We start from the raw sequence: 21968 nt of genomic DNA, 5'->3' as shown, positions 1-21968 counted from the left end.
CGAGGTACGTATGAACTCGCTCCTTCTCACCCTCGCCGTCCTCGCCCAGGCCCCCGCTCCATCCAGCGACGCGGAGGCCGTCCCCCAGGCCCCCGCGGACGTGAAGGAGGCCGCGGCGGAGGAGGACGAGGAGCTCGCTCCCTGGAGCGGCTCGTTCGGGCTCGGCCTCTCCTTCTTCTCCGGCAACACCGAGGAGTTCATGCTGACCGGTGACGCGCTCGCGGACTACGAGTCGCCCGAGTGGGCCCTCACGGTGGAGGCGGACGGCGCCTACGGAGAGGCCGCGAGCTCCGAGGAGGGCGGCGGAAGAGAGGTGAATGCCAAGTCGCTCGGCACGTGGGTGCGCGGCGAGTACCGCGCCACGCCCATGTGGAGCGCCTACGGCAAGGTGAGCGCGGAGACGGACCACCCGGCCAACCTCGAGCTGCGCACCGAGGTGGAGGCGGGCGTGGGCATCACCCTGATCGAACAGCGGAAGAAGTCCAACGAGCTGTTCCTGCGTGGCTACGTGGGCGCCCACTTCGCCAAGGACCGCCGCTTCGAGTACGGCCCCGAGCACAAGGACCTGCCGGACGTGGACCACTGGTCTCCCGCGGTGGGCGTGGCGTTCCGCTACGACATCAACGAGCACGTCAAGCTGCGGGAGGACGCCATGCTCCACCCGAAGGTCTTCGGCGACACCCGCGTGCTGTTCGACTCCACCACGAAGCTCTCCGTGCACCTCACGGATCGCTTCGCGCTCACCACGTTCTTCGAAGTGCAGCACGACAGCGCGCCCGCGGAGGACGCCGTCCGCACGGACACCGCGCTCACGCTGGGAGGCGAGCTGACGCTCTGAGCGCACGAAGAGCCCGCGGGCGTCGGAAGGACGAGGCACGCCCGCATGCCCCTGTTGGAAAGGATGGCCCCATGAAAGCGGTGCATTTCGGCGACATCGACGTGGACAAACAGGCGAAGAACCATCGGACGGCGCCGCCGAAGAAGAAGCTCATGGAGCGGCTGCTCGACACCGTCGAGCGCGTGGGCAACAAGGTGCCCCACCCGGCGGTCATCTTCGCCGCGCTCATCGGCATCGTCATCGTGCTCTCCCACATCCTCTACCTGGTGGGCGCGAGCGCCACGTACGAGGCCATCAACCCGGAGACCCACGCCCTGGAGCAGACGACCACCGCCGCGCGCAGCCTGCTGACGGCGGAGGGCTTCCGCTTCATGTTCGAGGGCGTCGTCGAGAACTTCATGAACTTCACGGCGGTGGGCGTCATCATCGTCGCGATGCTGGGCGTCGGCGTCGCCGAATCGGCGGGGCTGGTGGGCGCGCTCATCCGCAAGCTGGTGAAGGTCGCGCCGGCGCGGCTGCTGACGTACATCCTGGTGTTCGTCGGCATCCTGTCCAGCGTGGCCGCGGACGCCGGCTACCTCGTGCTGATTCCGCTGGCCGCGGCGGCCTTCCTCACCGTGGGCCGGCACCCGCTGGCCGGCCTGGCCGCGTCCTTCGCGGGCGTCGCCGCCGTCTTCACCGTCAACATCCTCGTCAAGCCGCTGGACGGCATCCTCACGGGCATCACCAACGACGCCATCCACATCCTCAACCCCGAGCGCTCCATCGACCTGACGGCGAACTTCTGGTTCTCCGCCGCCTCGGTGCTGATGCTGACGGTGGTCGTCTCCCTCATCACGGACCGGGTCGTCGCGCCCCGGCTGGGGGAGTACAAGGGCGAGCGGCCCGAGGCCGCGCAGGCCGCGCTGTCCCCGGATGAGTCGCGCGGGCTGAAGTTCGCGTTCTGGGCGCTCCTCGGCGTGGTCGCGGTGCTGCTCCTCCTGTCGCTGCCCCGGGGAGCGCCGCTGCGCAACCCGGAGACGGGCGCGCTCATCGGGGACTCGCCGCTGATGAATGGCCTCATCGTGGCCGTCACCCTGCTCTTCCTGGCGACGGGCGTGGCCTACGGCATCGGCGCGAAGACGCTCAAGAGCAGCGTGGACGTCATCAAGGCCATGGAGAAGGCCGTCGCGGGCCTGGGCTCGCTCATCTTCCTGCTGTTCATCATCAGCCAGTTCATCGCCTTCTTCACGTACACCAACATGGCGACGCTCGCGGCCGTGAAGGTGGGTGACGTGCTGGAAGAAGCAGGGCTCGGCGCCCTCCCGCTGCTCGTCGGGTTCGTCGTCGTGGTGGCCATCCTCGACCTCATCATGACGGGCGCGATTCCGAAGTGGGCCATCTTCGCGCCCGTCTTCGTGCCGCTCCTGATGAGGCTCAACGTGGACCCCGCGGCGGTGCTGGCCGCGTACCGCGTGGGTGACGGTCCCTTCAACGCCATCTCTCCCCTGAACGCGTACTTCGCGCTCATCGTGACGTTCGCCCAGAAGTACCAGAAGGAGGCCGGCGTCGGGACGGTGGTGGCGCTCATGCTGCCGTACGTCGCGGTGGTGTTCGTCGTGTGGATTCTCATGCTGGTGGCCTGGCAGGTGCTCGGGCTCCCCTGGGGGCTCGGGTGAGCGCGGGCGGCGTGCGCGCACCGGGCGAGGCCGCCATGAGACGCGTGCGGCTGCTGGCCACGGGCGGCACCATCGCCGGGAGGGCTGCTTCCGGCGTGGAGCCGGGCTACCGCTCCGGCGAGGTGGCCGTGGAGGCGCTCATCGACGCCGTCCCCGGCCTGCGCGCCCTGGCGGCGCTGCAGGGGGAGCAGGTGGCGCAGGTGGGCAGCCAGGACATGGACGACGCCCTCTGGCTGAAGCTGGCGGCGCGCGTGCAAGCCGTGTTCAACGAGGACGCGGCGGACGGCATCGTCATCACCCACGGCACGGACACGGTGGAGGAGACGGGCTGGTTCCTGCACCTCGTGGTGAAGAGCGACCGGCCCGTGGTGCTGACCGGCGCCATGCGTCCGGCCACCGCGCTGAGCGCGGACGGTCCCCTCAATCTCTACAACGCGGTGGCCGTCGCGGCGGACCCGGAGGCGCGGGGGCACGGGGCCATCGTCGTGCTGAACGATGAGTTGCACTGCGCGCGCGACGTGACGAAGTCGAGCACCACGGACGTGCACACGTTCATCTCCCCCGGGCCAGGGTTGCTGGGCAGCGCCAGCTACGGCCGCGTCCGCTACTTCCGTCATCCACCGCACCCGCACACCACCGCGTCCGAGTTCTCCGTGGACGGGCTGCGGCACCTGCCCCGGGTGGACATCCTCTACGCCCACGCCGGCATGCCCGGGGACCTGGTGCGCGCCAGCATCTCCCAAGGAGCGCGGGGCCTCGTGGTGGCGGGCGTGGGCAACGGCAACATGTCCACGGCGGCGGCGCGCGCGCTCGCCGAGGCTGCGCGGGCCGGCGTGGTGGTGGTGCGCAGCACGCGCGTGGTGAGCGGCGACGTGGGTCGAAACATCGAAGTGGACGACGACGCGCAGGGCTTCGTCGCCGCGGACCAGCTCAACCCGCAGAAGGCCCGCGTGCTGCTGCAGTTGTGTCTCGCGCGGGGAATGGAGCGCGGCGCCGTGCAGGCCGCCTTCCACCGCTACTAGGCCATCCCGGCCAGGCACCGGCGCGCTTCAGGCAGGCAGCGCGCGCCGACGCTTCTTCCCGACATTGCCTGCGCCCGGCTCGATGCCCAGTTCCAGTAATCAGGAGGCCGTCATGTTGACATCGTTCCACACGCGAGCGCAGGCCGCGTTCCATCCCGCTCCCACCATCGAAACGAAGGAGGCGACGAAGCTCGGCGCGGCGTCGTCCATCCCCACCGACGTCGACTGCGTCGGCATGCCCCTTGGACTCGACGAACCGCTGAAAGACCATGGATTCAACCGCGATTCACTGAAGGCGGCGGGGTTCGAGGGCAAGGTCGGTCAGACCCTCGTCATCGCGCGCACCGACGGCCCTCCGCTCGTCGCCGTCGGCGTTGGAGCGCGTGAGCAGCTCGATGCGGGCAAGCTCCGGGATGCCGCCGCGGCCTTCGCACGCGCCGTGGGCAGGCACACCCGCGTCGCCATCCGACTCCCCGACACGGGGGCGGTGCCGACAGTCGTCGCCGCGCAGGCCATGACCGAGGGGGTGCTCCTCGCCCGCTACCGGTACAGGCCCTACAAGCGGACGCCGGAGCAGGAGCCGCCCCTCGAGGCCCTGACGCTCGTCACGGCCGAGGGTGACCTCGAGGAGGCCGAGCAGGGAGTCACGAATGGCGGCGTCACCGCCCGCGCCGCGGCGCTCGCGAGAGACCTCGCCAACGCCCCGGCGACCCTCCTCACGGCCGCGCGGATGGCCGAGGTGGCCGAGTCCCTCGCAAGGACTTGCGGCCTGGACATCGAGGTCTTCGATGGAGAGGCGCTGGCCGGGCTCGGCTGCGGCGGCATCCTGGGCGTCAACGCGGGCAGCGCGGAGCCGCCGCGGATGATCAAGCTCACGTACCGTCCCAAGGAAGGCAAGGGAAAGAAAGTCGAGCCCCGGGGGCGCGTCGCCCTGGTCGGCAAGGGCATCATGTTCGACTCGGGCGGCCTCGGCCTGAAGCCGAACGACCTCGTCCACGCGACCATGAAGGGCGACATGTCGGGCGCGGGGGCCATCCTCGCGGCGATGACGGCGCTGGCGCCACTCGGTTGCAAGGCGGAGGTGACCGCCTACCTGATGTGCACCGACAACATGCCCTCGGGAACCGCCATGAAGCTGGGGGATGTGCTGACGGTGCGCGGCGGCAAGACGGTCGAGGTCATCAACACCGACGCCGAGGGACGGCTGGTGATGTCGGATGCGCTCGTCCTCGCCACCGAGCAGACGCCGAGGGTCGACGCCATCGTGGACATCGCCACGCTGACCGGAGCGTGCCAGCGGGCGCTCGGGATTCTGAGCGCGGGAGTCCTGGGCAACAACCAGGCACTCGTCGAGCAGGTGAAGGTCGCGGGCGAGCGGACCGGCGACACGGTGTGGCAGCTCCCGCTGGACCGGCGCTACCGCGAGGAGCTCGAGTCGGAGGTCGCCGACATGAAGAACGTGGGCGGCGACAATGCCGGAGCCATCACCGCGGGCCTCTTCCTCGAGGAGTTCGTGGCGGGCGTGCCCTGGGCCCACATCGACATGGCGGGAACGGCGAGGGCCGAGCGCGACAGCTCATGGCGCAGCAAGGGCGCGACGGGCTACGGCGCGCGCCTGCTCATCGACTTCCTCGTGGGGTTCACTCCGCCCAGCGAAAGCCGCCACTGACGCTCCCGCACGTCGAAGGGGCCGGGAGGTCTGGATGAGGGATTGGACCGTCACCACGAGCATGATGATTGCCCTGGAGCTGGTGCTGGGCCTCCTCCTGCTCGTGGCCATCGAGGGGGCCTACCGCATCGCGCTCAAGCGGAAGCTCTCCTCCTCCCAGCTCCCCTCGGTCAGCGCGGTCACCAGCGTGGTCTTCTCCCTGATGGGGCTGGTCCTGGCCTTCTCCTACTCCGAGGCGGGCAGGCGCCTGGAAGCGCACAGACAACTGGTGGTCGACGAGGCCAACGCCATTGCCGGCGTGTGGTTCCGCATCGATGTGCTGCCGGCCTCGCCCCAGGCCTCACTGCGCGGCCTGCTCCGGCAATACCTGGACGAGCGCATCCAGGCGCACCAATCGCTCCCCAGCGTGGAGCAGTTCGAGGTGCACCGCGCCAGGGCCGCGGGCCTTCAGCGGCAGGTCTGGACGGAGATGGTGGCCGCCACGAGGCAGGCGCCGGACAAGGAGGTCCTGCTGCTTCCCCCGGTGCTCCTCATGGCGGAGGTGGCGGCACGGCGAACGCTCGCCGTGCGTACGCACATCACCACCCCGGCCTTTCTCTTCATGCTGGGACTGGCCCTGGTCGGGGCCGCGCTCGTGGGCGTCGCCGCGGCGCGCGGCCCGAGTCGCAATTGGCCCTACCGGCTGGTGTTCGTCGGCGTCGTCTCCGTGGCCATCCACGTGGTCGTGGACATGGAGTACCCCCGCACCGGCATCGTCAGCACCGCGACGGCCGACTCGCTCCTCCTGGAGCTGCGCGAGACGATGCGCTGACTCAGCGCCGCTGGTCCCGCAGCGTCTGGGTCCGCCGGCCCCGGGCGGACGCATGGGACTGGCGCTTCACGGACGGGAAGCGCTGCTGCTTGAGCGCCCCGCCCTTCTTCTGCCGGGAAGCGCCTCGCGCCGTCGCGGTGCGGCCCGCGGCGCGCGTGCGCCGGACGGGCTTGCGTCCTCCCAGGGCCACGACGGCCGCGGTGCGCCGCGCGCCTCGCTTGACGCGGGTAGTCCTCCTGGCGCTGGCCTCGGACTCCTTCTCGAGCCGTGCCAGCCGCTTCTCGAAGCGCTCCAGCGTGCGCGCGAAGTACTCGGCCTTCTGCCGGGTATTGACGTTGCCCTCGGCGCGGCGCGAGCGCGAAGGCACCACCCTCCCGAGTGCCTCCCGTCGCTGGAGCCTCGCCTGGTCCTGGTACTTCTCCATCAGGCGGCGGGTGCGCAGGATGCGGCTGCGCAGCTCGCGCGGCGTCAGCTCGGACAGGTTGCGGGGCGCGCTGGACAGCACCAACTGTGCCTCGCGCTCGGTGAGAAGGGACATCCTCTTGGAAGGAACGGTACGCATGCACTCCACCTCGGCTGGTCAGTAATGACTCGCGGAACATCCACACCTTCCGCCAGGGAGCAACCTGCACCGCGGGGCGGGCTGTACGGCGGGAGCTACTCCTTCCCCACCCCGGCCAGCCACCTCCAGAGCCGCGCCAGCACGCGCGGGTGCTCGCGCTCCAGCCGCTCCTGCTCCGCCGCGCCGAGCACCCGGCCCGAGGTGGGCAACTCCGCGACGAGCACCGGGCCCCCGGCGCCACCCGCATGTCCGGGCCGCTGGACGGCCGTGCCCGGCCCCGCGGAGCCGAGCCTCCGCCCTCCGGCGCCCGGGCCGTACACGCCCACCCGCCCGGAGAGGACGAGGAGCAGGTCCTCTCCCTCCGGAACGAGCACCCTGTCGCCACGGCCCCATGCCCGCACCGGCAGGGCCGAGGCCAGCGCGGCGCGCGCCTCGTCGTCCAGGGCGGCCCAGGCGTCATGCGCCTCCCACGCGAGCACCGCGTCCGGCGCCAGCAGCGTGCCGTGCCGGGCGAGCAGCGCGTCCTCGCAGTGTTCGAGCGCCTCCTCGCCGGAGGGATGCTCCATGGCGGCATGCGGGAGCAGCCCGCGCCGGTGTGCGTCGCCCACGGCCACGGTGATGCCACGCCCGCCGAGCTCGAGCACGGCGGCGTCCAGCATCCGCGCCGCGATGGGGTGGAGCCGGGTGACGCCCTCCAAATCCAGCACCAGCCACCGCGCCTTCGCGGGCAGCGCACCAAGCGACTGGAGGACGGACTCGGCGGCCGCGAACTCGAGGTCCCCCTGGAGGCCGCGCAGGTGGATGGCGCCTCCGCGCTGACGGAGCACGTCCCGCTCCGTGCGGCGGCGGAGCCTGCCGGAGTGGAGCGTCCGCGCATCGCCGGCGCGGGCGATGACGGGCGCGGTGCGGCCGGGGTGGTGCATCAGGTGCAGTTGGAAGCGCTCGGCCAGCGCGCGGCTCGCGGCGACGCCCCGCACGCTGTTGCCCCGCGCGTCGAGCCGGGGGCTGAAGAGGCCGATACCGAACTGTCCCGGGCTCACCGCCACGACGCCCCCGGAGACGCCGCTCTTGGCGGGCAGCCCCACGCGCAGCAGCCATTCCCCGGCGCCGTCGTACATGCCACAGCTCGCCATGACCGCGAGCACGTGCTCGGCCACGGGCCCCGGCACGACGGCCTCCTTCGTGCGCGGGTTGACGCCACCGTTGGCAAGAGTGGCCGCCATGATGGCGACGTCCTCCGCGGTGGCCAGGAGCGCGCACTGGCGGAAGTACACGTCGAGCGTCTCATCGACTCCGCGGCGCAGCGCGCCCGCGTTGCGCATCAGCCAGGCCAGCGCGCGGTTGCGGTCCCCCGTCTCCCACTCCGACGCGAGGACGGCCTCGTCCAGCTCCAGACGCCGGCCGGCGAACGCGGACAGCGTGTCCCGGATGAGGGCGAAGCTCGCGGCCGGCCCATCACCGCCCACGAGGGACGTCGTCAGGATGGCGCCGGCATTCACCATGGGGTTGGAGGGACGGCCGGTGCCCGGCTCCAGGCTGATGGCGTTGAAGGCCTCGCCGCTGGGCTCCGCGCCCACCCGCGACAGCACCGTCTCCAGTCCCAGGTCGGCCAGGGCCCGCGCGTACACGAACGGCTTCGAGACGGACTGGAGGGTGAAGGGCACGTCCGCGTCGCCCGCCGCGTGGACGCGCCCGTCCAGTGTGGCGAGCGCGAGCCCGAACAGCGCCGGGTCCGCCCGCGCCAGCTCGGGGATGTACGTCGCCAGCGTCCCTCCCTCCTCGGTGAGGAGGCTGTCGTGCAGCTCACGCAGGGCGGCGCACACGGGGCCGCCTTCCTCCCGCCGCCGCGGGTTCCTGGCGGTGGGCCGCCCGTCGTGCATCACCGTCTCCCGTCCCCCGTGGCCGGCATGGGCCAAAGCGCAACGCTCATCACGCCCGGCCGGAAGGGCCATCGTTCGCCGGGGCATCTCCCCCGCTGAAGGACGCACGGACGCGCTCCGCCTCGGAGAGCAGGCGCCGGTAGCGCTCACGCCCCGGTCCACCGTGGGCGCCGGCTTCCGCGAGCACGTGCTCGAGCAGGTCCCGAGCCGCGGCGCGGTCGTCATCGGTGCGCGCGGACTGATGCACGGTGAGCGCAATCCGCAGCACCTCCTCCAGCACATCGGGGTTGCCCGCCGCATGGAGGAGCGGGCCGTCCACGGCGAGGAGGAGGAAGTCGCGCAGGCGCAGGGCCATGACGGAGACGCGCCCCCGGCCGTCCGTGTCGACGACGTTCCAGTCCCCGGGGGGCAGTCCCGCCAACCGCCGCAGCACCGAGCGCATCTGCTGCAGCGCCTGCCGCGCCGTGTACGCGTCATTCGACGACGAGGACAGGGCGCGGTTGGCGACGTCCACGAGGATGCGCAGCCCGAAGGCCGGGTCCGAGTCGGGCTCGCGCGAGGGGGAAATCACCAGCGCGGCGGCGAGGCCGCGCAGCACCCGGGCGTCCACCGGCCCGCCGCCGTCCGCCGCCACCCAGCCGACAATCTCGTCCCGGTCCACATGGTCTCCCACGGGGAGGTCGACCCGCACGCGCACGCCCCACCTCCGGGCACGGTGCGCGAGGCGCCGCAGGTCCACCGCGGAGAGGTAGCCCGACGCCGGAGCGCGCAGCGCAGAAGCCCGTGCGGGTGCCGCCAGGGCCGCCGACGCATCCACCGCCAGCCCCGCCAGACACACCCGCCGCAGGCGCTCCGTGGCCGCGACGACGGCGTCCTGGACGAGTCCCAGCACGTGCTCCACGCGCATGTACCGGAAGGTGCGAATCATGCAGAAGACGAGGAAGAAGAGCGCGATGAGGACGAGGGCGAAGGCGCCGGAGATGACGGGCCGGGGCCGCACGCTCGCGTCGTCGAGGAGTCCGAGCTGGCGCACGGCCGCGAGGATGTAGCCGCTCGACAGCGCGAAGAGGGGGATGGCCCGGCGCAGCGGCGCGCTCTGCAGGTAGATGGGGACGAGCCGGGGCGAGTACTGGTTGGCCGCGGACTGGATGAGCGGCGCGTTCAGCGACAGCACCACGGTGAGGATGGTCGTCTGCACGCCGAACAGCGTGGCCAGCACGGAGCGGGCATCGCTCGGGGTGCCCCGCCAGGCCACACCGAACAGCTCCGGAGCGGTTTCCGCCTGCTCGCGCGCGAGCAGCACCCCCACCACCACGCCGGCGGAGAGCAGGCCGAGCAGCAGCAGCCAGTACGGCCTGCGAAGGAGCTGGCGCAGGCGGCGGGTCAGCATGCGACTCTCGCGGCGGGCCTCAGCCGCCGGTGAGATTCTCCACGGAGAGCAGCCGGGTGACCTGCTCCCGCGTCAGCATGCCGGAGGACACCACCAGCTCGGCGATGTCCGCGTCCGTGGAGAGGGCCTCGCGCGCCAGCCGCGACGCCTCGGAATAGCCGATGTAGGGGATGAGCGCGGTGATGACACCGACGAAGGAGCGGACCTGCCGCTCGAGCCGCGCCCGGTTGGCGGTGATGCCCGTCACGCAATTCACGCGCAGCGTCTCCATGGCGGCCGTCATGAACTTGAGGTTCTCGAACAGCACGTGCGCGATGACGGGCCCGAAGGCGTTGAGCTGGAGCTGCCCCGCCTCGGCGGCCATGGTCAGCGTCACGTCGCCCCCCGCGACGACGAAGGCCACCTCGTTCACCACCTCCGGAATCACCGGGTTCACCTTGCCCGGCATGATGCTCGAGCCGGCCTGCCTCGGCGGGAGTTGGATTTCGCCGAACCCCGCTTGGGGCCCGGAGCTGAGCAGTCGCAAGTCGTTGCAGATTTTCGACAGCTTCATCGCGCTTCGCTTGAGCGCGGCGGACACCTCCATGAAGACACCCACGTCGGTGGTCGCCGCGATGAGGTTCGGCGCGGTGACGAGCGGGTACCCGACGATGGCCGACAGGTGCCTGCGTGCGGCCTCCGCGAAGCGCGGGTCCGCCGCGATGCCCGTGCCAATCGCCGTCGCCCCGAGGTTGATTTCCCGCAGGCGGATGATGAGGGTCCGGAAGCGCTGATGGTCCTCGCCCAGCGTGGCGGCGAAGCCCTCCAGCTCCTGCTGGAGCGTCATGGGCACCGCGTCCTGCAGCTGCGTGCGGCCAATCTTCACGATGCCGCCCAGCTCCCGCCCCTTCTCGCGGAACGCCTGCTCCAGCAGCTCCAACTGCGCGAGCAGCCGTTCGATGGACACCATCAGCCCGACCTTGAGCGCCGTCGGGTAGGTGTCATTCGTGCTCTGGCTGCGGTTCACATGGTCATTGGGGTCCAGGAACGCGTAGGCCCCCTTCGGGTGGCCATCCAGCTCCAGCGCCCGGTTGGCGATGACCTCGTTGAAGTTCATGTTGGTGGACGTGCCCGCGCCCCCCTGCATGATGTCCACGACGAACTGGTCGTGGAGGGCGCCGCCCTTGATTTCCTCGCACGCGCGGTCGATGAGCTCCGCCCGGCCCGGGTCCAGGCCCCCGAGCTCCGCGTTGGCCCGCGCCGCCGCCTGCTTCACGCAGGCGTAGCCGTACAGCAGGTCGGGGTACACGGAGATGGGGCGCCCGCTGATGGCGAAGTTGTCCAGTGCGCGGCGGACGTTGATGCCCCAGTAGGCGTCCACCGGAATCCCCATGGAGCCGAGGCTGTCGGTCTCCGACCGCCAGGCCGAGCCGTTTGGCGAGAGCGTGTGGAGGCTCTTCTGGAACGTCTGCTCGACGCGGGCGTCGGCCATCGTCGCGGCTCCTCGGTTGGACGGCACACGCCGTGCGCATCGCGAGGTGCGCATCCCGCCCGCCGCACGCCATGCGACGCGGGGGCAGGATGGCGGGCCGGCGGCTCACGTTCCGGGGTAGCGCACCATCCGGCCCAGGTCCGGGTCCCACAGGTTCTGCCGCAGGCACGCGAGCACATCCCCCGGACGCAGCGTGGTGACGCGGGGGTTCTGCAGCTCCGGGATGGCCGCCATCGCCTCGGGCAGCCGGTAGAACGGGATGCGCGGATTCAGGTGGTGGACATGGTGGTAGCCGATGTTGCCGGTGAACCACGCGAGGACAGGTCCGCAGTGCAGGTAGCTCGACGCCTCGAGCGCCGCGCCCGCGTGCGTCCACCGCGCCTCCTCGCGAATCTCCACGTCCGGGAAGTTGTGCTGCGAATAGAAGAGGTAGACGCCCAGCGCGTAGGCCACCACGAGCGGCCCGAGGAGCGCGAAGAGGTACACGTCCGGACCGAACACACGCCACACCGCCACCGACAGCGCGACGTGCACGAGCACCGCGAGCCCGGAGGATGCGTACCGGCGCGGGTTCTTCAGGAACGGCACCAGGCACAGGCTCAGCAGGAACGCGGTAAAGTAGCCCGTGACGAAGGTCAGCGGATGACGCTCAACCACATACGCGAGCCGCTGCCAGCGCGAGGCCTTGTTCCAGGTCTCCGTGGTCCACGTGGTGAACGTGCCCGCGGCGGACGCGGCGATGCGCGCGGTGTTGGCGTGATGGTGGTTGTGCGTGTCGTTCCAGACGCGCGCGGGCGTCAGCGTCAGGATGCCCTGCACATGGAACAGCAGCCGCGTCACGCGCGAGCCGGGCAGCAAGGCTCCGTGCATGAAGTCATGGAAGAGGATGAACGCGCGCACGAGCACGAGTGCTTCGAGGAACGTGCCCACCACCCGCAGCGGCCACCACGGAGCCGCGGCGGCGAGGGCCACGGTGACAATCAACGCACCGTACGTCGCCGCGATGTTCCACCCTGCCCTCGCGGTGTCCTGGACTGCGAAGGGGCGTGTCCGAGCAAGGAGCTCCTTGTCGGCGAGCTGGGGGGTCCGTTCCATGGATGAGGGGCTCCGAGGTGTGCGGAAACAACGCAACACCTCGGGCTTGTCTCATGCGCATGTCATGGGCCCGTCAGCCGGAGCGCGTGACGCGCTCGCTTATCAGGCCGCAGCGCGTCGAGCGCCTGGACGCGCGGCGTCTCGCACGGTGCGTCGCAGCCGCATCTTCCGGATGGCCCGACTCAGCGCGGCGTGGCCTCCAGACGGGACTTCAGCCCGGCGTAGAAGGCGTGGAGGTCGGCCCGCTCGGGAAGGCCGGAGACCTGCCCATCGCCTATCTCGATGAGGGTCCACGTACCGTCCGCGCGCTGGGCCACGTCGGCGGTGAAGAAGCGGCTGCGCACGCGGGCGAAGGCCTCCGCGAAGGACTCCAGCACCGGGCCCGCCTCCATCCCATCCACGTCGTCCCAGTACGGCGTCACCAGCAGGGGTCGTCCATCGAGGACGAACACCCGGAACTCCCGCCCGCGCGGCATGCCGCTGCGCGGGTGCGCGTCGAGCGGCATCAGGTCCACGTACTCCCGGAACACCAGCCCCTCGTTGAAGTCCTCCCCTTGCAGTTCCAGGAAGCGGCGGGTGACGCGCGAGACGGCCGACCTGTCCCGGGCCGAGGGGATGAAGCACGCCTCGGCCCACTCGTGCTTGCGGGACTTCACGAAGTCCTTCACGAGCACCGGCCGGTCACCCCAGCCCTCGAGCAGGCGCATCCATGTGTCCTCCGCCCCGGCGCCCACCTCGCGCGTCCACACGCTGCGAGGCGTCCAGGCCTTCACCGCGTCGTACCAGCCCGGCAGATGATGGCCATGCGCATAGGCCTCGGGCGACGTCACCAGCGCGAGGCCTCGTGCGCGAAGCGCCTCATCCATCCGCCGGTACTGCTCCGGGCGCAGCATCCACCCACGGTAGACCGCCGGCTCGTGCCCCTCGCCTTCCGGCACGCCCACGAGGAGGTCCGTGAGGGAGCCTCCCCGGGTCAGCGCCTCATGGCTGACGAGGCCCTGCTCCCAGCCGCAGGCGCGCGCGGCGTCAGCCTCGGCGGCGAAGGCGTCGTCGACGTTCCGAGGCGAGAGAGGGTCCGAGGGGAAGAGGATTCGCATTCCGTATCGAGCCCTCAGCGCGGGAACGCCTGCGTGAGCCGGGCAATCGCGGCAGGGAGGCCGCGCACGCGAAGCTTCGTGCCGGTCTCGTCGTACTCCTGGGAGAGCACCGTGGTGTGCTCATACACCTCGCCGATGCGGCCCTGGCTCGCGTAGGGAATCACCAGGTGGGCCTCGACCATGGACGCCTCGAAGAACTGGAGGATGCCGCGCCGCAGCGCCACCACGTCGTCCGGCCGGTGGGCCGAGAGCAGGATGGCGTCCGGGTGCTGCTCCCTCAGCGCGGCCTTCGCTGCGTCATCCAGCCGGTCCACCTTGTTCAACAGCAGCCGGCTCGGGACGGCATCCGCGCCAATCTCCCGCAGCACCGTCCGCGTGACTTCGAGCTGCGCGCTCCAGGTCGAATCAGAGGCATCCACCACGTACAGCAGCAGTGACGCCTCCAGCGCCTCGTCCAGCGTGGAGCGGAACGACGCGACGAGGTCGTGCGGCAGCTTCTGGATGAAACCCACCGTGTCGGAGACGAGCACGCGCGGCCGCGTTTCCGGGTGCAGCGCCCGCACCGTGGTGTCGAGCGTGGCGAAGAGCTGGTCGGCGACCAGCACCTCGCTGCCGGTGAGGGCTCGCATCAGCGAGGACTTGCCTGCGTTGGTGTAGCCCACCAGCGCCACCCGGAGCTGGTCTCGACGCGCGTACCGCCGGTGGTCCTGATCCCTCTGGATGGCGGCGAGCCCCTCGCGCAGCTCCGCGAGCCGGTCGCGAATCTTGCGCCGGTCCAGCTCCACGGCGGAGTCTCCGGCTCCCCGGCCCTGCTGCCGCTCCCGGCCCCCCGTGGACTCGCGCAGCCGGGGCGCGAGGTAGTTGAGCCGTGCAATCTCCACCTGCATCCGCGCCTCGTGGCTCCGTGCGTGCCGGTGGAAGATGTCGACGATGACGCCGGCGCGGTCCATCACCTGCGCCCCGGTGGCCTTCTCCAGGTTGCGCAGCTGGCTCGGCGAGAGCTCGTGGTCCACGACGACCACCGTGGGACGCGGGCCCGTCAGGGTGTCACCGGACACCGAGGGCTCATCGGGCAGCGCCGCTTCCTCTCCGGCGTCACCCTCCTCCGCGTCGGACGGCTCCACGCCGGAATCCTCCGGCGCCTGCGTCTCCGCGTCGGCCTCCTCCGCGTCCTCGGCCTCCCAGCGCTCGCGGGCCTTGGACGTCTGGCGGCGCGCTCCCGAGGTCACCACGCCGGGCCCTCCGGTGAGCGCGGCCAGCTCCTTGAGCTTCCCCGTGCCCAGCACCGTTCCCGTGGCCAGCCTCGTCCGGCGCTGGGACACCGTCGCCACGGCGTCATACCCGAGCGTGTGCACCAGGCGGCGGAGCTCCGCGAGGTCCGCCGCGTGCTCCGTGTCCGACACGCTGGGAAATTGGACACCGACGAGAACCGCTCTCGGACGCTCGGAATGGGGCTTCGACATGTGGACGCTCGTAGCACGTCACGCCCCCGCCGGAGCGTCCGAGTTCATGCCCTGGAGCACTGCGAGCGGGCAGACAGGCGCTACCGCGCATCCCTCCCCTTTCCCGACACAGCTCACGTCGAGACAAGCGCCTCCAGCACCCCGAGCCGCGCCGCCCTGCGCGCGGGCAGCGCGATGGCCACGAGGCTCACCACCACCACGAGCCCGAGCCAGCCCACGACAGCGCCAGGAGACATGACGAACGGCAGCGGCGCGAGGAAGCCGAGCCGGCCCACCAGCCCATCCACCAAGGCGGTGAGGGGGAGCGACAGCACGAACGCGAGTCCCCAGCTCAGCACGCCGATGAAGAGCCCCTCGGCCACCAGCATCCAGACAATCCGAGAGGGCGTCGCCCCCAGCGTCTTCATGACCCCGAGCTCGCGCGTGCGCTCCATCACGCTCACGGCGAGCGTGGAGGACAACCCGAGCATCCCCACCGTCGCCATCACCGCCGCCATGGCGACGAGCATCCTCACGAGGATGAGGACGTGGTCGCCGACAGCGGTGCGCAGCTCGGAGAATGGAATCACCGCCTCCACCCCGATGCCCGCCTCACCGAGCGCGTCGTCCACGTCGCGGATGACCTCCGTGCGCACCGTCGGCGAAGCCGCGCTCGTCGCGATGCGCAGCATGCGCGCCCGCCCCTCCGTACCGCTGGCGCGAGCGAAGGCCGCGTCCGTCACGTAGGCCACGCCGGGCGAGCCCACCTCCTCCACGATGCCCACGAGGCGCCACGCCGTCGGGCGCCCATCCACCGACAGGAGCACCGGGTCGCCAATGCGCAGTCCGGGCGCCTGCGCGAGCGCCACGTGGTTGAGCACCACCGCGTCCGTGTCCCCCTCCTGGAGCCACCGTCCCGCGAGCAGCGGGAAGCCGACGAGGTGCGTCCCAGCGGGCGGCGCCAGCATCGCGAGGCTGCCATGGCCCCGGTCCGGGTACGTGCGCACCACGTCCAGCTCTCCCGGACGGGCGAAGGCGGCTGGCGCGTAGCCCCACGGCTCCACCTGGCGCACGCCAGGGAGCTGCCGCAGACGCTCGGCCACGCGCATGGGCTCGGCGTCGTGGAAGCGCACCTCCACGTCGTAGTGGCGCGTCTCGTGAATCTTGTCGAGGTTGCGCTCCCAGCTCCGCCGCACATCGAGCGCCGTCATGAACATGGCACCTCCGGCGGCCAGCAGCGCGAGGGTGAGGGCCAGGCGCGCCGGCCGGCGCAAGGCGTTGCGCAGTGGAGGAGGCAGTGCGGCGGTGCGTCCGCGTGGCGCGTCCGCGCTCACCCCGTGCCGCTCGAGCGTCTCGCGCACCGTGACGCGGGCCGCGCGAAGGATGGGCAGCGCCGCCAGCAACAACGGCACGCCGAGGCCCGCGGCCGCCTGCATGACGTGGACGTGGTGCGGGATGAAGGTGCGGGTGAGGTTGAAGTTGAGCATCGCCGACACGGCCTCCGCGAGCGCGAGCGCACCGAGCCGCGAGAGGGGCACCGCCACGGCGACGGAAGCGAGCCCCACGCCCGTGACGAGCGCCGCATACAGCCCCACCACCTGCCCCGTGCGAGCGCCGAGCGTCTTCATCACCCCCACCTCCCGCACCTGCCGCGCGAGCATCGCCGCGAGCGAGCTGGCCACCAGCACCGCGCTGAGCACGAGCGCCATGGCGCTGAAGGCGAGCATCAGCAGGAGCACGGACTCCATCTGGCGCTGGTGCGGGTGCTTGCCGAGCGGAGGGATGCGCAGCTCGCTCACCGGATGGCCCCGCCCGCCGAGCCACGCCGCGAGCGCCTTCGCGTGGGCCTCCACCGCTCCGGCGTCCAGCGGCCGCTCGCGCACCGTGATGCGCAGCTCGTGCAGCACCGGCGGCTCGCCCAGCCACGCGAGCGTGGCGCGGGTGGCATACGCGTACCCCATGCGCTCCTGCCACGCGGGGGCGAGCCCGGGGTCATGCACGAGGCCGGCCATCCGCACCTCGCGTGCCGGGCCATGCGGAGGCTTCACGAGGAGGTCTGCCCCCGGCCCCACGCCGAGCATCGGCAACGCGCTGCGCTCCACGAGCACGGTGCCCTCGGGCGGAGGCCAGGCGCCGCTCTCGTGGCGGAAGGTGTTGAGCCGCAGGCCGTCGAAGTCCTCGACGACGAAGAGCAGCAGCGGCCTCCAGTCGTCGCCCACGCGCACCCGTGCGAGCACCACGTCGCGCGCCTCCGCGTCGGCGATGTCCGGCTGACGGCGCACCTCCTCGACGAGCGCTGCGTCCACGCCGCCGGGCAGCCCCAGCGTGGCGGAGGCCGGATGCGTGCCCAGGTAGTTCACCGCGATTTCCCGCGTCAGGATGGCGCGCGCGCCCAGCACCGCGCCCACGGCCACGAGGCTCACCGCCACGGCCACCGTCATCGCCGCGATGCGGCCCCGCTCGGCCGACACGTCGCGCAGCAGCTTGCGCCAGCGGGGGCTAACCATGGGCCGCCTCCACGCGCTCGCGCCGGTCCGCCGTGTCGGATACCACCCGGCCGTCCGCCAGGGTGATGACCCGGTCGACGCGGGCCGCGACGTCGCGCTCATGGGTCACCATCATCACCGTCTTGCCCCCACGCGCGAGCTCCGCGAGCAGGGACAGCACGGCCCCGGCCGTGGCCGAGTCCAGGTTGCCCGTGGGCTCGTCGGCGAGCAGCAGCGGCGGGTCATTCGCGAGCGCCCGGGCGATGGCGGCGCGCTGCTGCTGTCCTCCCGAGAGGGCCGAGGGCAGCTTGTGCGCTTGGTCCGCGACGCCCACGCGATCGAGCAGCTCCAGCGCCCGCGCACGTGCCGCCGGCCCCTTGAAGGTGCGGCAGAAGTCCATCGGCAGCATCACGTTCTCCTGGATGGAGAGCGTGGGCAGCAACTGGAAGAACTGGAAGACGACGCCCACGTTGCGGCCCCGCCACGCGGCGAGCCGGCTCTCGTCGAGCGCATGCACCGGCGTTCCGTCCACCCTCACCTCGCCCCGGGTGGGCCGGTCGATGCCGGCCACGAGGTTGAGCAGCGTGGACTTGCCGCTGCCCGACCTGCCGACCACCGCGATGAACTCGCCGCGCGGCAGCTTCAGCTCCACCTCCCTCAACGCGGTGAACGCCGCGCCTCCCACGGCGTAGGTGCGGGTGACTTCCTTCAACTCGACCAACGGGACACCATGCTCGTTCCTGGACATGTGTCCATGAATACGGAGAGCGTGGGATGCTGCAATCGACAGCCCCGGCCCGCCCGCCCCATTCGGGACACGGGCCGGGCGACTGTCCGGGAACGGAGGCAGGCATGGAGCCGAAGACGGCGGAGGGAATGGACCGGCGGGTGGCGCGCACCCGGCGGATGCTGCGCGAGGCGCTCATCGCGCTCATCCTGGAGCGCGGCTGGGACGCCATCACGGTGATGGACGTGTGCGAGCGAGCGGACGTGGGCCGCTCCACGTTCTACGCGCACTTCGCCGACAAGGAGGAGCTGCTCCTCGGCGGCTTCGATGACCTGCGCAAGGCGCTGCGCGCCCAACTCCGCGCGGCGGGCACGGACGGGGCGCCGCTCGCGTTCGCCGGCGGGCTGCTCACCCACGCGGACGAGAACCGCCGGGTGTTCCGCGCCATCATCGGCAAGCACAGCGGCCACGTGGTGGTGAAGCGCTTCACGGAGCTCGTGGTGGGGCTCGTGCGCGAGGACCTGCAGCGGCTCGCCCCGGCGGGCCCGGCACGCGAGGCCGCGACGCACTACCTCGCCGGGGCCTTCATGGAGCTGCTCACCTGGTGGATTGACTCGCGCAACGCGCTCGAGCCCGGCCAGGTGGAGGCGCTCTACCTCCAGCTCAGCCGTCCCGTGCTCGCCCAGGTGGGCACCCTGCCCCCGGGCTGACGGCGTGCCTCAGTCCACCTTCGCCACGCGGCGGCGGTCGCTGAGGAAGTCCTCCACGCCCTGCGAAATCGCCTTCGCCACCTCGGACTGGTACGCGCCCGAAGCCAGGCGCTCCTCGTCCTCCGGGTTCGAGAGGAAGGACGTCTCCACCAGGATGGCCGGCATCTTCACGCCGAGCAGCACGTAGAACAGCGCCTCCTTGTGGCCCAGGTCCTTGATGCCCGAGTACTTCCGCGCCAGACCCGACACGAGGTTCTTCTGCACCTGGTTCGCCAGCCGCGAGGACTCCTCGGTGTTCGCCTTCGTCGCCAGGTCCGCCAGGATGAACTGCAGGTCGCTGATGCCCTTCTCCGACGACTGGTTCTCGCGCGCCGCCAGCCGGATGGAGTAGCGGTCCGCCGACGTGTTCAGCGTGTACGTCTCCACGCCGCGCAGCTTGCGGCTCGCCGCCGCGTTGCAGTGGACGGAGATGAACAGGTCGCCGCGCTCCGTGTTGGCGAACTTCGCGCGGTCCTCCAGGCGGATGAAGCGGTCATCGTCGCGCGTCATCACCACCTCGAGCCCCTTCTCGCGCAGCTCGTCCGCCAGCTTCTTCGCGATGGACAGCGCCACGTCCTTCTCGCGCGTCCCCTCCTTGCCGATGGCGCCCGTGTCGTGCCCGCCGTGTCCCGGGTCGATGATGACGCGACGGACCTTCAGGCCGAGCTGCTCCGCCAGCGTCAGCTCCGCGCTCTTCGACTGCTTCGCCACCGCCTTCAGCCGCGCCTGCGCCACCTTGTCGTCCACCGGACGGGTGATGGGCTTCGGCGGCTCGGGCGGCGAGACGACGATGGTGTACGGCGCCTCGTCACGCTCCTGCTTGCCGGCCGCCGCGACGGCGGGGGCCGCTTCGGCCGCGGGCTTCGACGCGGGGGCCTTGGAGTCACGGGCAGGCTCCGGCTCGGTGGCCGGCTTCTTCGCGGAGGCCACGGCGCTCGGCTCGGCGGCGGGCTTGGACTCCAGCTCGTCCGACGGCTTCTTCGGCGTGGCCGTGGCGGCGCGGGCCTCCTTCGCCGCGAGCGCGGCGGCCACGGCGCCGTCCAGCCCCTTCTCGTCCTCGCTGTCGTCATTGGCCGCGGGAGCGTTGGGGTCCAGCCGGGGAATCATCGGCGACGGCTCACGCGCGAGCTTCTCGATGGCGCCCACCAGCGTCGAGTTCGGACGCTCGGCCGGCGGAGACACCTGGGCCACCGCGGTGTTGCGCTCCTCGGCGGCGGGCGACGCGGGCTTCGCGGGCGCGGGCTTGCTCGCCGGAGCCTGCTTCGCGGGCGCGGGCAGCGTGGCCAGCAGCGCCTTCAGGTCCTTCGCCTGGTCTCCCTTGCCGTTGTTGGACAGCGTCTCCGTGAGGATGCGGCGCGCCACGTCCGGCTGGTCCATCCGGTTCACGTAGATGCGCGCCAGCGCCAGCGCCGCGTCATCCGCGAGCCGGTGCTTCGGGTAGCCGTCGCGCACCTGCTTGTAGTGGGCGATGGCCTCCTTCAGGTCCTCGTCGACGAAGGAGACGCGGCTCAGCTCCGAGAGCAGCTCGGCCGCGGTGAAGAGTGCGTCCGGAGCGCGGTCGGACTTCGGGTGCTTGCTGGCGACGGCCTCGAACTTGCGCACCACGTTGAGCCAGTGGTGGCGCAGCTTGCGGCGGGACGCGTCGTCCTTCAGCGCGTAGTAGGAACGCCGGGCGCCCTGGTAGGCCTCCTCGGCCTCGTTGCGCTTCGCCGCTCCCACCGCGCCCGGGACGAGCAACAGCAGCACGGGCAGCACGAGAGCGAGGCGCATGGGTTCCTCCGGCGGACAGCAAGCTACAGGCGTGTGTCACACGGCCCCATGCCACCGGCAAATTTTCGGCCCATACCTTCGGCCGTCAGCGCACCCAGCCCAGCTCCTTCGCCAGGTCCTGGTCGATGACGCGCGCCCAGTCGGGCTGCCGGGGCACCACCGCCGCCAGCACCTTGTCCCCGTTGCGCACTGGCGCCCGCCCGGGGCGCACCTTCGCGCGCACCGCGTGCTTCACGTCCTGGCGGAAGTAGTGCGCGGGAAAGGACACCTCGGCTCGCGTCTCCGGCAACGGTCCATCCGGCGTCAGCCACACCAGCGCGCCCAGCCGCAGCGGCTCCACCTCCGCGCGCAAGAGCCGGCGCGTCTCCCATGCGAAGAGCCCCACGGCCACCAGTGCGCCCAGGCCGAGGCCCCACGGCAGCAGCCCCACCCGCGTGGCCCGGGCCCGCGCGAAGCCCGCCTCGCGAGGCCGGTCCGGCACGGCGGGGTCCACGAGCAGCTTCACCTTCGCGCCCCGCCCCAGGCCTTCCGCGTACTCGGCATACGTGCGGACACCCGAGACGGAGTGCTCCTTGTCAGCGAACGTGTAGAGCACCTCCAGCGCGCCCTCCGCGCCGTCGCGTGCGTCCGGCGGCGGCAGGCGGGTGGCCACCACGAAGCCTTCAATCTCCTCGGCCCGCGCGGCGAAGCCCTGCTCCTCCACGAAGAAGCGCCCGGCCCAGGCGGCTCCGGTGCCGAGGAGCGCCATGGCGGCGAGGCCGAGCACCACGCCGCGCACGAGGCGGCCCACCGCGCCGGGCACCTGCGTCAACCGCACCCGCCGGGGTGCATGGGGAATGGCGAGCTGCATGCGGTATGGAGCCTACCGCACCTCGCGTCCGCAACGGCGCATGCCAACCGCGAGCTCCGCTCAGCCCGGACATCGGGCATCTCAGCGGTAGCTCAACGCATATAATCCGAGGCCGGGCACTGACCTCTCGACGCCGGGGTGATGCGAGTGGAGATTGTGATTGTCGATATCCGGCGCGAGGGTGACGACCGGTGGATTGCGGACCTGAGGTTGGACGGCGAGCCCGAGAGGCTGGTGGTTCAGCTCCCCGAGCCGCAGGGGCGATACATGTTACACGAGTGCAGTGAGCGCCTGTATGCGGCCTTCGAGTTCACCGATGTCTACCGAGTCCTGGTTCAGGCAAGCGAAGGCAGCTGGCCCAAGTTGCCCATGCGCGTCGCACGCGGCATGCCCATCTGGGGGTGGAAGACCGGGCGTTAGCCCGGAATCCGTCAACAGCCTCCGAGGCCCC

At 71.4% G+C, this 21968-nt stretch carries 18 protein-coding genes; 7 read left to right on the top strand and 11 right to left on the bottom strand.

Going from position 1 to position 21968, the window contains the following annotated elements:
* Nucleotides 1–10: 10 nt before the first annotated feature.
* The 5 genes from ACVTJA_RS26175 (at nucleotide 11) to ACVTJA_RS26155 (ending at nucleotide 5998) form a co-directional block, all read left to right on the top strand.
* Nucleotides 11–838, top strand: a complete 828-nt coding sequence (locus tag ACVTJA_RS26175; protein ID WP_465840109.1) for a DUF481 domain-containing protein — start codon at nucleotides 11–13, stop codon at nucleotides 836–838.
* A 71-nt stretch (nucleotides 839–909) separates the two neighbouring features.
* The gene (locus tag ACVTJA_RS26170; RefSeq protein WP_465840107.1) at nucleotides 910–2496 is read left to right on the top strand and encodes an AbgT family transporter; all 1587 of its coding nucleotides are present in this window, start codon (nucleotides 910–912) and stop codon (nucleotides 2494–2496) included.
* A gap of 35 nt (nucleotides 2497–2531) precedes the next feature.
* Nucleotides 2532–3518 carry a type II asparaginase gene (locus ACVTJA_RS26165; protein ID WP_465840106.1) on the top strand — a complete coding sequence of 329 codons (987 nt, stop codon included), beginning with the start codon at nucleotides 2532–2534 and terminating at the stop codon, nucleotides 3516–3518.
* A 112-nt stretch (nucleotides 3519–3630) separates the two neighbouring features.
* Entirely contained in the window at nucleotides 3631–5187 is a 1557-nt protein-coding gene (locus ACVTJA_RS26160) for a leucyl aminopeptidase (protein ID WP_465840104.1), read from the top strand.
* A gap of 34 nt (nucleotides 5188–5221) precedes the next feature.
* Entirely contained in the window at nucleotides 5222–5998 is a 777-nt protein-coding gene (locus tag ACVTJA_RS26155; RefSeq protein ID WP_465840102.1) for a bestrophin-like domain, read from the top strand.
* A gap of 1 nt (nucleotide 5999) precedes the next feature.
* Here ACVTJA_RS26155 and ACVTJA_RS26150 read toward each other — a convergent pair whose 3' ends face one another.
* From ACVTJA_RS26150 to ACVTJA_RS26110, 9 genes are all read right to left on the bottom strand, one after another.
* Entirely contained in the window at nucleotides 6000–6560 is a 561-nt protein-coding gene (locus ACVTJA_RS26150) for a hypothetical protein (protein ID WP_465840101.1), read from the bottom strand.
* A gap of 95 nt (nucleotides 6561–6655) precedes the next feature.
* Entirely contained in the window at nucleotides 6656–8383 is a 1728-nt protein-coding gene (glsA, locus tag ACVTJA_RS26145) for a glutaminase A (protein ID WP_465840099.1), read from the bottom strand.
* 106 nt (nucleotides 8384–8489) lie between these two features.
* Nucleotides 8490–9830 (bottom strand): DUF2254 family protein, encoded by a 1341-nt coding sequence (locus ACVTJA_RS26140; RefSeq protein ID WP_465840097.1) that lies wholly within the window; start codon nucleotides 9828–9830, stop codon nucleotides 8490–8492.
* Between the two features lie 19 nt (nucleotides 9831–9849).
* Nucleotides 9850–11301 (bottom strand): aspartate ammonia-lyase, encoded by a 1452-nt coding sequence (locus ACVTJA_RS26135; protein WP_465840095.1) that lies wholly within the window; start codon nucleotides 11299–11301, stop codon nucleotides 9850–9852.
* A 105-nt stretch (nucleotides 11302–11406) separates the two neighbouring features.
* Nucleotides 11407–12396, bottom strand: a complete 990-nt coding sequence (locus ACVTJA_RS26130; protein ID WP_465840093.1) for a fatty acid desaturase family protein — start codon at nucleotides 12394–12396, stop codon at nucleotides 11407–11409.
* Nucleotides 12397–12578: 182 nt separating this feature from the next.
* Complete coding sequence (locus ACVTJA_RS26125; protein ID WP_465840091.1) at nucleotides 12579–13493, bottom strand: ATP-grasp domain-containing protein; 915 nt, start codon at nucleotides 13491–13493, stop codon at nucleotides 12579–12581.
* A gap of 14 nt (nucleotides 13494–13507) precedes the next feature.
* Complete coding sequence (gene hflX, locus ACVTJA_RS26120) at nucleotides 13508–14956, bottom strand: GTPase HflX (RefSeq protein ID WP_465840089.1); 1449 nt, start codon at nucleotides 14954–14956, stop codon at nucleotides 13508–13510.
* Nucleotides 14957–15069: 113 nt separating this feature from the next.
* Complete coding sequence (locus ACVTJA_RS26115) at nucleotides 15070–17442, bottom strand: ABC transporter permease (RefSeq protein WP_465840088.1); 2373 nt, start codon at nucleotides 17440–17442, stop codon at nucleotides 15070–15072.
* The gene (locus tag ACVTJA_RS26110; protein ID WP_465840087.1) at nucleotides 17435–18169 is read right to left on the bottom strand and encodes an ABC transporter ATP-binding protein; all 735 of its coding nucleotides are present in this window, start codon (nucleotides 18167–18169) and stop codon (nucleotides 17435–17437) included. Before ACVTJA_RS26110 ends, ACVTJA_RS26115 begins: the two co-directional genes overlap by 8 nt.
* 104 nt (nucleotides 18170–18273) lie before the next feature.
* Between ACVTJA_RS26110 and ACVTJA_RS26105 the strand changes: the two genes are divergently transcribed.
* On the top strand, nucleotides 18274–18858 hold the full coding sequence (locus ACVTJA_RS26105) for a TetR/AcrR family transcriptional regulator (protein ID WP_465840085.1): 585 nt from the start codon (nucleotides 18274–18276) through the stop codon (nucleotides 18856–18858).
* A gap of 9 nt (nucleotides 18859–18867) precedes the next feature.
* Here ACVTJA_RS26105 and ACVTJA_RS26100 read toward each other — a convergent pair whose 3' ends face one another.
* Together ACVTJA_RS26100 and ACVTJA_RS26095 are read right to left on the bottom strand one after the other, a co-directional pair.
* Nucleotides 18868–20667: an N-acetylmuramoyl-L-alanine amidase gene (locus ACVTJA_RS26100; protein WP_465840084.1), complete on the bottom strand. Its 1800-nt coding sequence runs from the start codon at nucleotides 20665–20667 to the stop codon at nucleotides 18868–18870.
* 85 nt (nucleotides 20668–20752) lie between these two features.
* Nucleotides 20753–21517, bottom strand: a complete 765-nt coding sequence (locus ACVTJA_RS26095) for a DUF3592 domain-containing protein (RefSeq protein ID WP_465840083.1) — start codon at nucleotides 21515–21517, stop codon at nucleotides 20753–20755.
* A gap of 141 nt (nucleotides 21518–21658) precedes the next feature.
* Here ACVTJA_RS26095 and ACVTJA_RS26090 point away from each other — a divergent pair, with 141 nt between their 5' ends.
* Entirely contained in the window at nucleotides 21659–21937 is a 279-nt protein-coding gene (locus tag ACVTJA_RS26090) for a hypothetical protein (protein ID WP_465840081.1), read from the top strand.
* Nucleotides 21938–21968 lie beyond the last annotated feature (31 nt).

It is taken from the genome of Pyxidicoccus sp. M6, from assembly GCF_055568925.1.
Note: the sequence above shows the minus strand (reverse complement) of the source record. Positions and strands in the feature narration are given on the sequence as shown.

Excerpts from the sequence above, each read along its gene's own strand:
- ACVTJA_RS26175 (WP_465840109.1), top strand. The coding sequence starts at position 11 with ATGAACTCGCTCCTTCTCACCCTCGCCGTCCTCGCCCAGGCCCCCGCT.
- ACVTJA_RS26170 (WP_465840107.1), top strand. The coding sequence starts at position 910 with ATGAAAGCGGTGCATTTCGGCGACATCGACGTGGACAAACAGGCGAAG.
- ACVTJA_RS26165 (WP_465840106.1), top strand. The coding sequence starts at position 2,532 with ATGAGACGCGTGCGGCTGCTGGCCACGGGCGGCACCATCGCCGGGAGG.
- ACVTJA_RS26160 (WP_465840104.1), top strand. The coding sequence starts at position 3,631 with ATGTTGACATCGTTCCACACGCGAGCGCAGGCCGCGTTCCATCCCGCT.
- ACVTJA_RS26155 (WP_465840102.1), top strand. The coding sequence starts at position 5,222 with ATGAGGGATTGGACCGTCACCACGAGCATGATGATTGCCCTGGAGCTG.
- ACVTJA_RS26150 (WP_465840101.1), bottom strand. The coding sequence starts at position 6,560 with ATGCGTACCGTTCCTTCCAAGAGGATGTCCCTTCTCACCGAGCGCGAG.
- ACVTJA_RS26140 (WP_465840097.1), bottom strand. The coding sequence starts at position 9,830 with ATGCTGACCCGCCGCCTGCGCCAGCTCCTTCGCAGGCCGTACTGGCTG.
- ACVTJA_RS26135 (WP_465840095.1), bottom strand. The coding sequence starts at position 11,301 with ATGGCCGACGCCCGCGTCGAGCAGACGTTCCAGAAGAGCCTCCACACG.
- ACVTJA_RS26130 (WP_465840093.1), bottom strand. The coding sequence starts at position 12,396 with ATGGAACGGACCCCCCAGCTCGCCGACAAGGAGCTCCTTGCTCGGACA.
- ACVTJA_RS26125 (WP_465840091.1), bottom strand. The coding sequence starts at position 13,493 with ATGCGAATCCTCTTCCCCTCGGACCCTCTCTCGCCTCGGAACGTCGAC.
- hflX (WP_465840089.1), bottom strand. The coding sequence starts at position 14,956 with ATGTCGAAGCCCCATTCCGAGCGTCCGAGAGCGGTTCTCGTCGGTGTC.
- ACVTJA_RS26115 (WP_465840088.1), bottom strand. The coding sequence starts at position 17,442 with ATGGTTAGCCCCCGCTGGCGCAAGCTGCTGCGCGACGTGTCGGCCGAG.
- ACVTJA_RS26110 (WP_465840087.1), bottom strand. The coding sequence starts at position 18,169 with ATGTCCAGGAACGAGCATGGTGTCCCGTTGGTCGAGTTGAAGGAAGTC.
- ACVTJA_RS26105 (WP_465840085.1), top strand. The coding sequence starts at position 18,274 with ATGGAGCCGAAGACGGCGGAGGGAATGGACCGGCGGGTGGCGCGCACC.
- ACVTJA_RS26100 (WP_465840084.1), bottom strand. The coding sequence starts at position 20,667 with ATGCGCCTCGCTCTCGTGCTGCCCGTGCTGCTGTTGCTCGTCCCGGGC.
- ACVTJA_RS26095 (WP_465840083.1), bottom strand. The coding sequence starts at position 21,517 with ATGCAGCTCGCCATTCCCCATGCACCCCGGCGGGTGCGGTTGACGCAG.
- ACVTJA_RS26090 (WP_465840081.1), top strand. The coding sequence starts at position 21,659 with ATGCGAGTGGAGATTGTGATTGTCGATATCCGGCGCGAGGGTGACGAC.